Below are 13,642 nucleotides of genomic sequence, written 5' to 3'. Positions count from 1 at the left end.
GATGACACCTGAACATATCGATCGCCCGGCAGTGCTCGCCGAAGTCACCGCCGCCTTTTACCGCTACGAGCAGGCGTTGATCAGCAATGACGTTGAAGTGCTGGATGAGCTGTTCTGGCACGACAAACGTACCGTGCGTTTGGGCGCGGGTGAGAATCTGTATGGCATTGATGAGATTCGCGCTTTCCGCGCGGCGCGTCCGTCGAAAGGGTTGGAGCGCGAGTTACGTAATACGGTGATTACCACTTTTGGCGATGACTATGCGGTGTGCAGTACCGAGTTTACGCGTGAAGGCGTGGAGAAGATTGGACGCCAGCAGCAGACGTGGGTGCGATTGCCGTGCGGCTGGCGGATTGTCGCGGCGCAGGTGAGTTTGATGAGTTAAGTGCGGTTTGTCCCTCACCCTAGCCCTCTCCCGCATGCGGGAGAGGGAATGATTAGGTGGTGCGATTTGTTGAATCGGGGCTGGAGCGGCACCTTCTCCCGCTGGCGGGAGAAGGTTGGGATGAGGGGCTAAGCGCTCGGTGCCGGATGCGTCTCAATCCAGTGATCGGCGATCTGCTGGCGCGTACACACCCACACATCTTCATGTTGCTGGATGTGATCGAGGAAGCGCTGCAAGCCACGGAATTTCCCCGGACGTCCCAGCAAACGACAGTGCATGCCAATCGACATCATCTTCGGTGCGGTTTCGCCCTCTTCGTACAGCACATCAAAGGTGTCGCGCAGATAGGTAAAGAACTGCTCCGCGGTGTTGAAGCCCTGCGGCGAGGCGAAGCGCATGTCGTTGCACTCCAGCGTGTAAGGGATGATGAGGTGCGGTTTGACCGTGCCGTCCTGACAAGTGACTTGCGTCCAGAACGGTAAATCGTCGCCGTAATAGTCGCTGTCATAGCTGAAACCGCCCTGCTCGACCACTAAACGTCGGGTGTTTGGGCTGTCGCGGCCGGTGTACCAGCCGGTTGGCGCTTTGCCGAACAGATCGGTTAACACGTCGACCGCCTGCTGCATGTGCTGGCGCTCGGTTTTGGCATCCATCGCCTGATAGTGGATCCAGCGCCAGCCGTGGCTCACCACGTCGTAATCCGCCGCTTTAATCGCTTCGACGATCTCCGGATGCCGTGCCAGCGCCATCGCCACGCCAAATACCGTCAGCGGCAAACCGCGTTTTTGAAACTCATTGTGAATGCGCCAGAAACCGGCGCGCGAGCCGTATTCATACAGCGAATCCATCGACATATGACGATCGGCGTAGCTGGCCGCACCGATGATATCGGAAAGAAACTGCTCGGAACCGGCGTCGCCATGCAACACGTTGTTCTCGGCACCCTCTTCGTAATTAAGAACAAACTGCACCGCGACGCGCGCTTTGCCCGGCCACTGCGCATGCGGCGGGTTGCCGGCATAACCGATCAGATCGCGTGGATAGTTTTTGTTGAAGCTGTACTCTTTCTTTCCAGATACATCATTCATTCTGTAAGTTCCTGTCGCTCAACCAGTGGTTAGTTTAGGTGCTGAAAGGCTCCGCTGAGCGGTTTTTCGAGGGGATAATCGAGATCGCCGTGCTTGCTGGTGCCAAAGCCTAACGCCACCAGCGACTCCACCATTTTTACTGCGGCGCTGACGCCGTCGATCACCGGAATGCCCAGCTCTTTGGTGAGATCCTGCGCCAGCGTGGCCATGCCGCCACAGCCCAACACAATCGCGCCGCTGCCATCTTCGCGTTTGGCCTGCATGCAGCGCTGACGGACTTTCTCCTGCGCCACGCCGCTGCCGTCTTCCAGCGCCAGCACCGGCAGATCGATGGCGTGCAGCGCAGCGCAATGGTGAGTGAAGCCATATTGCTGCAGCAGATGGCGCGCTATCACCAACGTACGCGGCAAGGTGGTGACAATCGAAAAGCGCGTCGCCACCAGCGTGGCGGTGTGCATGGCCGCTTCGGCGATGCCAATCACCGGTCCGCTCGCCAGCTCACGCGCCGCCAGTAATCCCGGATCGCCGAAGCAAGCAATGATATGGCCGCTCACGCCTTGCGCTTTGCCGCGTTTCACCTGCTCCAGCACGCCAATTGCCGCGATGGCTTCATCAAAATGCCCTTCAATCGACTCCACGCCGTGCGTTGGACACACCGCCAGAATCTCGGTGCCCGGCGCGGCGACGGCGCGCGCGGCGGCGCCAATGGTTTCCGTCATCGCTAAGCTGGTGTTGGGATTGATGACCTGAATCAGGCTCATGATGCCGCTCCTTTGTTACCGGCAAATAACCGGGTGAAATCAGGCAAGGTTTCGCCGCTGCGCTCAAAGTGCAGGCTGGCAACAATGTGTTCGAAGTGATGCTGCAGCGCCGCCGTTAACGCCGGCAGATCTTTTTGCCGCAGCAGATCCACCAGCCGATCGTGATGATCGCAACGGCAGCCGCGCTGCCACGGTGCACCGTAAGCGGCAATCACCAACGACGAACGCTGCGTCAGGCGCGTCACCATATCGGTGAGCACTTCGTTACCGGAGATCGCCTGCAGCTGAATATGAAAGGCGGCGGAGAGACGAATCGCGGCAGCACCATCGTGCTGGTCGTGTGCTTGCTGCTCTTCTTCAATTAACACGCCAAGTGCCGCTAAGTGTGGCGCCTGTACGTGGCTCAACACCGCCGGCAAATTGGCGCACTCTAATAAACTGCGGGTGGCAAAGATGTCGCGGGCTTCATCAACGCCCGGCGTCGCCACCTGTGCACCACGTCGGGGCGACAAGGTGATCATTTGCACCGCGGCGAGGCGCTGCAGCACCTTGCGGATGCCGGTGCGGCTCACGCCGAAGACGTCTGATAACGCTTCTTCCGGCAATTTACTGCCCGGCGGCAACTGATGCTCAACGATGGCGGTCAGCAGCGCCTGATAGATAGGTTCATCGCGATCGTTCAGATCGGCAGCCGTTTTCTGGCCTGTTTCACTCTTCATTACCTGCTCCGGTAAGTGACTGTGTGCTGCACATCGTATACGTGAAATTAATTTTTTGTATACAAGAAATCAATTCTGGCCTGGATCCTGCAATACCGTTTCACGATGTGATTATTTTTCCATGATGTAGAGAGGAGCAGGTTTCATGCCAAATCATTCTGAAGTGACCTCTGCGGTGGCCTCTGAAGCCAACGCGCAATACAGTCCACGCCTGTGTAACGAAGATCTGGCGCCGACGCGCGACCAGAACTGGTCGTGGTACAACATCTTTTCTTTCTGGATGTCGGACGTGCACAGCATGGGCGGCTATGTGGTGGCCGCCAGCTTCTTTACCCTTGGGCTGGCGAGCTGGCAGGTGCTGCTGTGCTTGTTAGTGGGCATCTGCATTGTGCAGCTGTGCGCCAATCTGGTGGCCAAGCCGAGCCAGATGGCGGGCGTGCCCTACGCGGTGATTTCGCGCCAGGCATTTGGTGTGTTCGGCGCGAATATCCCGGCGATTATCCGCGGGCTGATCGCTTTCGCGTGGTACGGCATCCAGACTTATCTGGCGGCCAACGCGCTGATGCTGGTGCTGCTAAAATTCTTCCCAACCCTGAGCAGCATGACGCAAAGCAGCTGGCTCGGCTTATCACAGCTGGGCTGGTGCTGTTTCGGCGTGATGTGGTTGCTGCAGGCGATGGTGTTCTGGCACGGCATGAGCGCAATCAAACGCTTTATCGATGTCGCCGGTCCGGCGGTGTATGTGGTGATGGTGGCGCTGGCGGGCTGGATTGTATACAAAACCGGTTTTGACGGTATCTCCTTCACGCTGGCCAGCAAGCAGTTGAGCACCGGCGAGCAAACCTGGCAGATGATCACCGCAACCGCGCTGGTGGTCTCCTACTTCTCCGGTCCGCTGCTGAATTTTGGTGATTTCTCACGTTACGGCAAAAGCATGGGCGAAATTCGTCGTGGCAACCGCTGGGGCTTACCGTTCAACTTCCTGCTGTTCTCGATTGTCACCGTGGTGATTGTTTCCGGTACCCAATCGCTGTTCGGCAGAATGATCACCGATCCGATTGAGACCGTCAGCATGGTGGGTAACGACGTGGCGGTGGCGATTGGCCTGCTGACCATGATTATCGCTACCATCGGCATTAATATCGTGGCGAACTTTGTCTCGCCGGCATTCGACTTCTCTAACTGCTCACCGCAAAAAATCAGCTTCCGCACCGGTGGCATGATTGCTGCAGTCGGCTCGGTGTTACTGACGCCGTGGAACCTGTTCCAGTCGCCAGAATTGATCCACTACACGCTGGATGTGCTGGGTTCGTTTATTGGGCCACTGTTCGGCATCCTGGTGGCTGATTTCTATCTGATTAAACGCAGCAAAGTTTACGTTGACGACCTGTTTGATGACACGCCAAAAGGACGTTACTGGTATCGCGGCGGCTTCAACCCGAAAGCAATTGCTGCGTTGCTGCCGTCGGTGGGCATTTGTCTGGTGATCAGCTTTATTCCTTCACTGCATGCGGTGGCGAACTTTAGCTGGTTTATCGGTGTGGCCTTGGGTGCGGGCTGCTATCGCTGGCTGGCGCGTGCTGATCGCGAAGAGTCTGTGGCGGCGTATCGCGCGACGGTGGCGGTGCAAAAGGATTAAGTTGGTAATGGTCGCCATGAATGGCGACCCTACGTCGGTTTGGAAAAATCAAAAAGCCGATGCATTTCTGCATCGGCTTCTTTAAATAGATTGGCGGAACGGACGGGGCTCGAACCCGCGACCCCCTGCGTGACAGGCAGGTATTCTAACCAACTGAACTACCGCTCCGCGCTTTGTTCCCCGTCGAGAACGAGGCGCATATTAATAGCAGCTCTCGTACCCGTCAACGCTTTTTATGTGGGAATGTTTCGTTTGGCGTTTTTTTCAGCTTAACGTCGATTTTCCACGCAAAATCAGCCGTTTTACACACGCCACAGGCAGCTACCGCCCTTCTTCTGCACTAAATCCAGACGACCTTCGTGCGCAATAATCTCTTCATCGCTGGCGCTAACCACGCGCAGACCTGAACTCGGACGCACTATCCGCTGAATGTTCTCACCGCCGCCCTGATTGTTCTGCTCACCATCGAGTGAAAAGGCCAGCGAAGTCTGACCGCCGGTCATCATCAGGAACACTTCGGCCAGAATCTCGGCATCGAGCAGTGCGCCGTGCAGCGTACGCTTGCTGTTGTCTATCTCATAACGGTTGCACAACGCATCAAGGCTGTTGCGCTTGCCGGGATACATCTTACGCGCCATCGCCAGGCTATCGGTGATCTGGCAGAAGGTTTCGGTTTTGCCGATATCCCGCTTCAGCATGCCGAATTCGTAATCCATAAAGCCGATATCGAACGATGCGTTATGGATCACCAGCTCCGCGCCACGGATGTACTCGAGGAATTCATCGGCGATATCCGCAAACATCGGCTTATCGAGTAGGAATTCATCGGCGATACCGTGAACGCCGAACGCTTCCGGATCCACCAGCCGATCGGGCTTCAGATACATGTGGAAGTTGTTGCCGGTCAGGCGACGGTTGATCACCTCAACCGCACCAATTTCAATGATGCGATGTCCTTCATAATGCACACCGATCATGTTCATGCCGGTGGTTTCGGTATCGAGGACGATCTGGCGGTTATTTGCAGTGCTCATAGGACTCGTTTTATGTCAGACTTGGCGTTTTGTCAGAAGGAAGTCTACCAGAGATGCGCAAACAGGTAGAAATATTCACCGATGGATCTTGCCTGGGCAATCCCGGTCCCGGCGGCTACGGCGCCATTTTGCGGTATGGTGCGCATGAAAAAGAGTTCAGTACGGGTTATCGCCTCACCACCAACAATCGCATGGAAATGATGGCGGCTATCGTGGCGCTTGAAGCGTTAAAACAGCCGTGTGAGGTGGTGCTTAGCACCGACAGCCAATATGTTCGTCAGGGCATCACCAGCTGGATCCACAACTGGAAGAAGCGCGGCTGGAAAACCGCCGATAAAAAACCGGTTAAAAATGTCGATCTGTGGAAACGCCTCGATGTGGCGCTCAGCAACCATGAAATTAAGTGGGAATGGGTTAAAGGCCATGCGGGGCATCCGGAGAACGAACGCTGCGACGAACTGGCGCGCAGCGCGGCGGGAAATCCTACTCAGGATGATATCGGCTATCAGGTTGAATCCTGATCCTTCACTTCACGAAACTGGCGCGTAACGTTAACCGTTTGACGTAGCTGGCTTTGACTCAGATTCTTCTTCATTTTGGTGGGCGTTAACGGGAACGTGCGTTTACGTGCCACCACAATATTCAAACAACCGAGCGCCGGTAAATGCGCGCTGATCACCCTGCCGCCCTGCCGATGCCACGGCACCACCTGAAAACGGGTGCGGTACACCACTTCATAATTCAGCAGGCTCAGCCAGTCGAGCAAGCGCACCTGGCTGAACATGCGTCCACTCCACGGCGCGCGCGAGTGTAATCCCGGAATGCCTTTGCTGATCCCTAATAGACTGAAAGGATTGAAGCCGCTGATGATCATCCAGCCATCATCGATCAATACCCGATCCACTTCGCGCAGCACGCGGTGCGGATCCTGACTCCACGCCAGCGTGTGCGCCAGCAAACAGGCATCAACTGATTTAGATTCAAAGGGTAATTGCGTGTTATTGGCGATAACCTGTAACTCATCGCCCTCAATGCCCACATTCACCTGATGCGATATGGCACACTGGCTGGTGTTGATTTCTGCGCTGAGGCTGCCAATTTTAAGCATATGAAAGCCATACAGCTTGCCGAGATAAGGCTGCAGTTGCTGAGTGAGCGCGTCGCGAAAATAGTCTCCCATTGGCATATCGCGCCAGGAGCGCGGTGCAGTCAGGATTTGGCGTGTTTTAGCCGGCTTCATGCTCTACCATTTTCCTTTTTCTACGACCTGAGAGGTGTTTATGAATCTTACCAGCATTCCCGCATTGCAGGATAACTACATCTGGACACTGACGGACGATGACAATAACTGTCTGATTGTCGATCCCGGCGAAGCACAGCCGGTGCTGGATAAAATCAGGGCTAATCATTGGCAACCCGTGGCGATTTTGCTGACGCATCATCATCACGATCACGTCGGCGGCGTGGATGAGCTGTTGCAGCACTATCCCGATTTGGCGGTTTTCGGTCCACAGGAAACTGCAGATAAAGGGGCAAAGCGTATTGTGGCCGAAGGCGATAAATTTACTCTGCTCGGGCTAAATTTCCGTGTCATCGCAACACCTGGTCACACTTTAGGACATATCTCATATTTCAGCTCCCCTTATCTTTTCTGTGGAGACACGATGTTTTCCGGTGGCTGCGGACGTTTATTTGAAGGCACCGCAGAACAAATGTTCGAATCATTTCAAAAGCTTAATCAACTCCCTGCAGATACTCTTGTTTGCTGTGCGCATGAGTACACTTTATCCAATATGAAGTTTGCTGCGGCTATTCTGCCCCATGACCCTAAAATTTTGGCAAGGTATCAGCAAATTAAGGACTTACGCGCAGAAAACCGCATTACTTTACCGACAAAACTGGCCTTAGAGCGGGAAATAAATTTATTTTTACGCACGCAAGATGCTGATTTACAACATGCTTTAGGCACTAATGTGTCATCGTCAGCGTTATGGCAAACTTTCGCCGATCTACGCGAGAAGAAAGACCGCTTTTGATATTTGAGGTTGTGTTGTGGTGGACCGTCACGTATAGTTGCTCGTCTTTTAAGCGAACTATTGACACACACATGAAGGCTAAAGCGATCTTACTCGCCTCGGTCTTGCTGGTAGGATGTCAGGCATCAAGGAATGACGCCAATATCCCCGTACAGCATGCCCAGAGTCTGTCTTCAGCTGGTCAAGGTGAAAATGGAAAGTACGGAGATCGATTGTTGTCGCCGCGATGGCAGGATGATGGAACAAGCCTCGCAGAAGATACTGATCTCTGGAATCACATTAGTGACGAGTTGAAGATGGGGATTCCGGAAAACAGCCGGATCCGCGAACAAAAAACAAAATTTTTAAAAAATAAGAGCTATCTCCACGATGTAACATTACGGGCAGAGCCGTACATGTACTGGATAGTCGAGCAGATACAGAAACGTAAAATGCCGATGGAACTGGTACTGCTACCCATAGTGGAGAGCGCTTTTGACCCACACGCAACATCTTCTGCGAATGCCGCCGGCATCTGGCAGATTGTTGCACAAACGGGCAAAAACTATGGTTTGAAACAGAACCAATGGTACGACGGACGCCGCGATGTGGTGGCCTCGACCAAAGTAGCGCTGGATATGATGCAGCGTCTGAACGGTATGTTTGACGGTGACTGGTTACTGACCATCGCCGCCTACAACAGCGGTGAAGGACGTGTGCTGAAGGCGATGAAACAGAATAAGGCGCGCGGTAAGCCGACTGACTTCTGGAATTTATCGCTGCCACGCGAGACTACGGTTTACGTACCTAAAATGTTGGCCTTGAGTGAGATTCTCAAGAACAACAAGCGTTACGGTATCAAACTGCCGACCCCGAACGAGAGCCGTGCATTAGCTCGCGTAGAGGTGGGACAGCAGATTGAACTGACGCAGGCCGCCGATATGGCCGGTATGTCTCTCAGCAAGCTGAAGACATTTAATGCCGGTTATAAAAACGGAGCCACAGCGCCAAATGGACCGCACTACATTATGGTGCCGAAGTCCAACGTTGCTAAGTTGCGCGATTCACTGGCTTCAGGTGATATCGCTTCCGTGCAGCCTACCGAGATGGCGAAAGTCAGCGCGGCAGGAAACAGCTACACGGTACGCAAAGGCGACACCTTGTCTGGTATTGCCAGCAAGCTTGGCGTAAGCGTCAGTGCACTGAAACAGCAGAACAATCTGCGCAGCGCTTCTGTTCGTACCGGTCAGACTCTGACCGTGAGCGGCAAAGCGAGCACGCAATTGGCTGATAACGGCAACAGCATCACCTACCGTGTACGTAAGGGTGATTCTTTTGCCAGTATTGCAAAACGTCACGGTGTGAATACCAAAGATGTTATGCGCTGGAACAGTGACGCTAAAGACATTCAGCCGGGCGACAAGCTCACGCTGTTTGTGAATAATAGCGCAACACCTGATACCTAATGCCCCGAAAAGGCTGACTTTTGTCAGCCTTTTTCATTTTCTGCTTCCGCTAAATTCTGCATATCGCCTGTTCAGGCACTAACTTACCCTTCGCAGTATGACTTCGATTGTTGCTAGATGGGAGCTAGAGCGTATTGGCTTAACGCTCGATACCGTAGAGAGAGTTGAACTCAACCAATAGCGGATTGTGATCTGATGCGCGCGTCACCAGCACTGAAGCCTCACTGACCTTCATATCGCGGTAGAAAACGAAATCCAGTGGGCGACCGAAAGCTTTGCGACGATGGTCATCGGTGAAGTTCACTTCACGCAGTGACATCTCCCGCGCAAAGCGATACAGCGCATTCATACGCTGACGACTCCAGGCGTTAAAATCCCCCGCCATGATCACCGGGCCGCGATGATGCTGAATCTGTTCGCCAATCGGCCCGAGTTGTTTGCTGTAGACATCGACACCGAGACTGAAATTGACTGCATGGATATTTACTACCATCAGCATTTCGCCAGTCGGCAACGGATATGCCGTGACCAGCGCAGATTTGGCTAAACGCAGCAACGGTTCACGCTCGCGAAGTGGGCAGCAATAAACAGGATGCGCAGATGCCAGCGTCATGACGCCAGAAGGATGTTGCGGTAGAACAAAGGCTGGCACCTGATCGGCCGCGAGATAGTTACTGGTGGCGAATTTGACCAGTTCGGGCGTAGCTTGCGCCTCCTGCAGTAGAACAAGGTGGGCATCTTTGCCAAAACCTTGCAGCACCGACATCCAGTCTGCGCGTTGTTGCTTGAAGATATTCCAGACTAAGACTCGCAGTGTGGGATCGGCTGGCAAAGGTGCGCCAGGCGGTAATGCCTGCCCAAGATGCAGCATTGCCCCCGGCGGAAAGATCCGCTCTGCTGGCTGACCTGCTACATAACGCATTGAATAAGTTTTTTTCCGCACTTTCCCGCCTGACTGGTTTACGACTCGTACTTCACCTGACTGTTATAGGGATTTTAGCGCGGGGTTTCAATTGGTGTTCTTGATTGTCGGAATTCGCCTCACAGCATACCAATGCAAAAGCCTGCCAGTTGGCAGGCTTTTGCGCGTGCTATTCCATCGCTATCGCCGTTTGAGGTTTGTCGAGTTGACCACTCAATCGCACCAGCAGCAGCGCGCCAAGCACAATCACCGCACCAACCCACGGTGTCTGTGCCAGCCCATAATGCTCGACAATATAACCACCTACCGTGGAACCCAGAGCGATACCGATATTGAAGGCTGCAATATTGAGGCCTGATGCAACATCGACAGCGCCTGGCGCATAATGTTCAGCTTTCTGCACCACGTAAACCTGCAAACCCGGCACGTTGGCAAAGGCGAAGATACCCATAACTAATACTGTTGCCACTGACATAAAGTGCATGCTGGCGGTGAACTGGAACACCATTAGCAGAATGGCGAGCGCCATAAAGATCAGTGTCAAAGCAGGTACCGCGCCACGGCGATCGGCCAACTTACCGCCCCAGATATTACCAATGGCGACCGACACACCATAACCCAGCAAAATCACACTCACTGCGGTAGGTGAAAAGCCAGCCAGCGACTGCATCATTGGCGCAAGAAATGTGAAGGCAGTAAATACGCCACCATAACCCAGCGCGGTAATCGCATAAATCAGCAGCAGACGTGGGTTGATCATCACGCGTGCCTGCTGTGCCAGCGTTGTTGCCGGTGGTTGAGCAATGTTACGCGGGATAAGCAGTTGGCTTGCCACCAGAGCGATGACGCCCAGCAATGACACAGCCAGGAAACTTTCACGCCAGCCAAAGTGTTGTCCGATGAGCGTACCCAACGGCACGCCAGTTACCAACGCTACGGTCAAACCGCCAAACATGATGGCAATCGCACTCGCTGCCTTCTCTTTGCTTACGAGGCTGGTCGCTATCGTGGAACCGACAGAGAAGAACACACCGTGAGCCAGGCCGGTAAGCAGTCGGGCAATGACCAGCGTTTCATAGTTTGGTGCCAACCAGGCAACCAGATTGCCAACGGTAAAGAGCACCATCAATCCCATTAATAATTGCTTACGCGCTAACTTACCGGTCAAAGCAGTCAATACCGGCGCGCCAACGGCAACGCCCAGAGCATAAATAGAGACCAGCATTCCTGCGGAAGGCAGCGTAATACTGAGTTGCTCAGCGATGGTTGGGATCAGCCCGACAATAACAAATTCTGTCGTTCCGATCGCATAGGCACTGATTGTCAGCGCCCAAAGTGCAAGTGGCATGATTAACTCCCATAAAGTTTTAATGGGCGCTAGTATTGCCTCATGCTTTAATGACAAAAAGATGCAAAATGAGAATAGACTTTTGCTTTTGGAGGGATAATGAAGGCATCGTCAGATGAGCTCAAGGTGTTTATCGCAGTGGTGGAGAGCGGCAGCTTTAGTCGGGCAGCAGAACAGTTGCAGATGGCCAATTCAGCGGTAAGTCGCACGGTTAAAAAACTGGAGAACAAGCTGGGCGTGGCGCTCTTAACGCGTACTACGCGTCAGTTAGCGCTCACTCATGAAGGCGAGCACTACTTTCGCCGCGTGCAAAAGTTGATGCAGGAGATGTCAACGGCCGAGAGTGAGCTGATCGAGCGTCAGCTCGCACCTCAGGGCGTGCTACGTATTGATGCAGCTACGCCCGTGATTCTGCATCTGTTGCTGCCGATGATTAAACCCTTTCGTGAGCGCTATCCAGACGTCACGCTATCGCTGATCTCTTCGGAGAGCTTTATTAACCTCATCGAACGTAAAGTCGATGTGGCGATTCGCGCCGGCAACTTGACGGATTCCACATTGCGTGCTCGTCTGCTCTTTATTAGCTATCGCAAATTAGTGGCGACGCCGGCTTATCTGGCGAAATATGGTGTACCAGCATCGGCAGCAGATTTAGTACAGCATGAATGCCTTGGCTTCGTTGAAACGCCACGCTTAAATCGCTGGCCTGTCGCAGGTGAAGGTGGCGAGCTTTATGACATCACGCCGGGTATGTCATCTAACAGCGGCGAAACGCTCAAACAGCTAGTGCTAGGCGATCAAGGTATCGCGTGTTTATCAGATTTTATGGTGGATAAAGAGATAGCGGATGGCACTTTTATTGAACTGCTAGCTGAACATCGCGTTCCAGTCGAGATGCCCTTTAATGCGGTCTATTACAGCGACTTGGGAGTTAGTCAGCGCGTTCGGGCTTTTATCGATTTTCTAAGTGAATGGGTTAAAGATCAGCCCTGGCGAGTGCAGGGCTGAAGAGGTAAGTCGCGATTAATCCCAGTCTGGTGCCAGACCTTCAGGACTCACTAAACGCTGCTGACGATCCAGCGCGGCAATATTTGCCATATCTTGATCATCTAACTGCAGATCAACTGCTGCCATGTTGCTCGCCAGATTTTCACGTTTGGTGGATGACGGGATCACCGCGTAACCTAACGTCATCGCCCATGCCAGAACCACCTGAGCTGGAGTGGCTTTGTGCTTCTGTGCAATCGCGTCGATTACCTGATCTTTCAGCGCATCGCCATAAGCCAGCGTCATGTAAGAAGTGATGTGAAGACCATTCTTTTGAGCAAATTCAACCACCTGACGGTTCTGCAGGAAAGGATGCAGCTCAATCTGGTTAGTGGCAATATTTTCTGCACCAACCGCGTCAATCGCCTCTTTCATCAAGGCGATTGGGAAGTTTGAGATACCAATCTGACGCGTTAGACCTGCTTCTTTTGCTGCCATCAGTGCCAACATGCTCTCTTTCACTGATACCGCCCCTTCTGGAGAAGGCCAGTGGATCAAGGTGAGATCGACATAATCGGTGCGCAGTTTTGCCAGGCTCTCTTTCAAGCTGGGAATCAACTTCTCAGCATCAAGATTCTCAATCCAGATTTTGGTAGTAACGAACAAGTCGCCACGTGCTACGCCACTTTCAATGATCGCCTGACCCACAGCTGCCTCATTTTCATAGATTTGCGCGGTATCTAATGTGCGATAGCCAAGTTCTAAAGCAGTTTTAACTGAATGGATTACAACATCGTCTTGCAGACGGAAAGTACCTAAACCAAAGGCGGGGATTGTCATGATTTCCTCATCGGATAGCGTTATGTTTCGATGGGAACTATTCTGGCAGGTTTATTGTTGCTGAAAAATCCGCTTATAAGCAGAAGAATTTTGATTTTTTATCAACAATATTAGCGGAATCACAGACATGAAAAAGCCCTGACTTTTCAATCAGGGCTTATCAATTAAGTGGCGGAACGGACGGGGCTCGAACCCGCGACCCCCTGCGTGACAGGCAGGTATTCTAACCAACTGAACTACCGCTCCACCGATTCTGTACTGATATCAGATAATCGTTCTGATTTCAGGTGTTTCGCCCTTCCAACGTCACGGGGAAGGTCACGACCCGGTAACGGGTCTTAAATTGATGCCTGGCAGTTCCCTACTCTCGCATGGGGAGACCCCACACTACCATCGGCGCTACGGCGTTTCACTTCTGAGTTCGGCATGGGGTCAGGT

General features: G+C 53.3%; 13 protein-coding genes, 2 tRNA genes, 1 rRNA gene and 1 pseudogene. 6 read left to right on the top strand and 11 right to left on the bottom strand.

All coding sequences use genetic code 11. The features are described from left to right. The first annotated feature begins 1 nt into the window (after nt 1). Complete coding sequence (hpxZ, locus tag BM323_RS22740) at nt 2-385, top strand: oxalurate catabolism protein HpxZ (RefSeq protein ID WP_008105221.1); 384 nt, start codon at nt 2-4, stop codon at nt 383-385. Between the two features lie 128 nt (nt 386-513). Here the strand turns inward: hpxZ and puuE are convergent, their stop codons facing one another. The 3 genes from puuE to BM323_RS22725 are packed head-to-tail and all read right to left on the bottom strand — an operon-like array spanning nt 514 to nt 2,953. Continuing rightward, nucleotides 514-1,473 (bottom strand): allantoinase PuuE, encoded by a 960-nt coding sequence (gene puuE, locus BM323_RS22735; RefSeq protein WP_008105220.1) that lies wholly within the window; start codon nt 1,471-1,473, stop codon nt 514-516. A gap of 29 nt (nt 1,474-1,502) precedes the next feature. Beyond that, on the bottom strand, nt 1,503-2,234 hold the full coding sequence (gene hpxA, locus BM323_RS22730) for an allantoin racemase (protein ID WP_008105219.1): 732 nt from the start codon (nt 2,232-2,234) through the stop codon (nt 1,503-1,505). Beyond that, on the bottom strand, nt 2,231-2,953 hold the full coding sequence (locus BM323_RS22725; protein ID WP_008105218.1) for a GntR family transcriptional regulator: 723 nt from the start codon (nt 2,951-2,953) through the stop codon (nt 2,231-2,233). Before BM323_RS22725 ends, hpxA begins: the two co-directional genes overlap by 4 nt. Before the next feature lie 145 nt (nt 2,954-3,098). On the opposite strand from BM323_RS22725, the gene BM323_RS22720 reads away from it, so the two are divergent. Continuing rightward, nucleotides 3,099-4,592: an NCS1 family nucleobase:cation symporter-1 gene (locus BM323_RS22720; RefSeq protein WP_008105217.1), complete on the top strand. Its 1,494-nt coding sequence runs from the start codon at nt 3,099-3,101 to the stop codon at nt 4,590-4,592. Nucleotides 4,593-4,683: 91 nt separating this feature from the next. Here the strand turns inward: BM323_RS22720 and BM323_RS22715 are convergent. Continuing rightward, nucleotides 4,684-4,760, bottom strand: a tRNA-Asp gene (locus BM323_RS22715). A 134-nt stretch (nt 4,761-4,894) separates the two neighbouring features. Next, entirely contained in the window at nt 4,895-5,626 is a 732-nt protein-coding gene (gene dnaQ / locus BM323_RS22710) for a DNA polymerase III subunit epsilon (protein WP_008105216.1), read from the bottom strand. On the opposite strand from dnaQ, the pseudogene rnhA reads away from it, so the two are divergent. Beyond that, a pseudogene (rnhA, locus tag BM323_RS22705) lies at nt 5,580-6,147 on the top strand (ribonuclease HI). The gene dnaQ and the pseudogene rnhA overlap by 47 nt on opposite strands. On the opposite strand, the gene BM323_RS22700 reads toward rnhA, so the two are convergent. Then, a complete protein-coding gene (locus BM323_RS22700) occupies nt 6,132-6,866 on the bottom strand; it encodes a class I SAM-dependent methyltransferase (protein ID WP_008105214.1) in 735 nt (244 codons plus the stop codon). The pseudogene rnhA and the gene BM323_RS22700 overlap by 16 nt on opposite strands. Nucleotides 6,867-6,906: 40 nt before the next feature. Between BM323_RS22700 and gloB the strand changes: the two genes are divergently transcribed. Then, nucleotides 6,907-7,662, top strand: a complete 756-nt coding sequence (gloB, locus tag BM323_RS22695) for a hydroxyacylglutathione hydrolase (protein WP_008105213.1) — start codon at nt 6,907-6,909, stop codon at nt 7,660-7,662. 71 nt (nt 7,663-7,733) lie between these two features. Beyond that, nucleotides 7,734-9,107 carry a murein transglycosylase D gene (gene mltD / locus BM323_RS22690; protein WP_036648534.1) on the top strand — a complete coding sequence of 458 codons (1,374 nt, stop codon included), beginning with the start codon at nt 7,734-7,736 and terminating at the stop codon, nt 9,105-9,107. Nucleotides 9,108-9,246: 139 nt separating this feature from the next. Here mltD and BM323_RS22685 read toward each other — a convergent pair whose 3' ends face one another. Both BM323_RS22685 and BM323_RS22680 read right to left on the bottom strand, forming a co-directional pair. Next, nucleotides 9,247-10,050 carry an endonuclease/exonuclease/phosphatase family protein gene (locus BM323_RS22685; RefSeq protein WP_008105211.1) on the bottom strand — a complete coding sequence of 268 codons (804 nt, stop codon included), beginning with the start codon at nt 10,048-10,050 and terminating at the stop codon, nt 9,247-9,249. A 148-nt stretch (nt 10,051-10,198) separates the two neighbouring features. Further along, the gene (locus tag BM323_RS22680) at nt 10,199-11,377 is read right to left on the bottom strand and encodes an MFS transporter (RefSeq protein ID WP_008105210.1); all 1,179 of its coding nucleotides are present in this window, start codon (nt 11,375-11,377) and stop codon (nt 10,199-10,201) included. Between the two features lie 99 nt (nt 11,378-11,476). Between BM323_RS22680 and yafC the strand changes: the two genes are divergently transcribed. Next, nucleotides 11,477-12,385 carry a DNA-binding transcriptional regulator YafC gene (yafC, locus tag BM323_RS22675; protein ID WP_008105209.1) on the top strand — a complete coding sequence of 303 codons (909 nt, stop codon included), beginning with the start codon at nt 11,477-11,479 and terminating at the stop codon, nt 12,383-12,385. A gap of 15 nt (nt 12,386-12,400) precedes the next feature. On the opposite strand, the gene dkgB is transcribed toward yafC, so the two are convergent. From dkgB to rrf, 3 genes are all read right to left on the bottom strand, one after another. Further along, nucleotides 12,401-13,204, bottom strand: a complete 804-nt coding sequence (dkgB, locus tag BM323_RS22670; RefSeq protein ID WP_008105208.1) for a 2,5-didehydrogluconate reductase DkgB — start codon at nt 13,202-13,204, stop codon at nt 12,401-12,403. 169 nt (nt 13,205-13,373) lie between these two features. After that, nucleotides 13,374-13,450, bottom strand: a tRNA-Asp gene (locus tag BM323_RS22665). Between the two features lie 102 nt (nt 13,451-13,552). Continuing rightward, a 5S ribosomal RNA gene (gene rrf / locus BM323_RS22660) occupies nt 13,553-13,642 on the bottom strand; the annotation flags it as partial.

The organism is Pantoea sp. YR525 (assembly GCF_900116775.1).
Classification (GTDB): Bacteria; Pseudomonadota; Gammaproteobacteria; order Enterobacterales; family Enterobacteriaceae; genus Pantoea; species Pantoea symbiotica.
The sequence above is the reverse complement of the archived record's forward strand: the minus strand, read 5'-3'. Positions and strand labels throughout refer to the sequence as shown.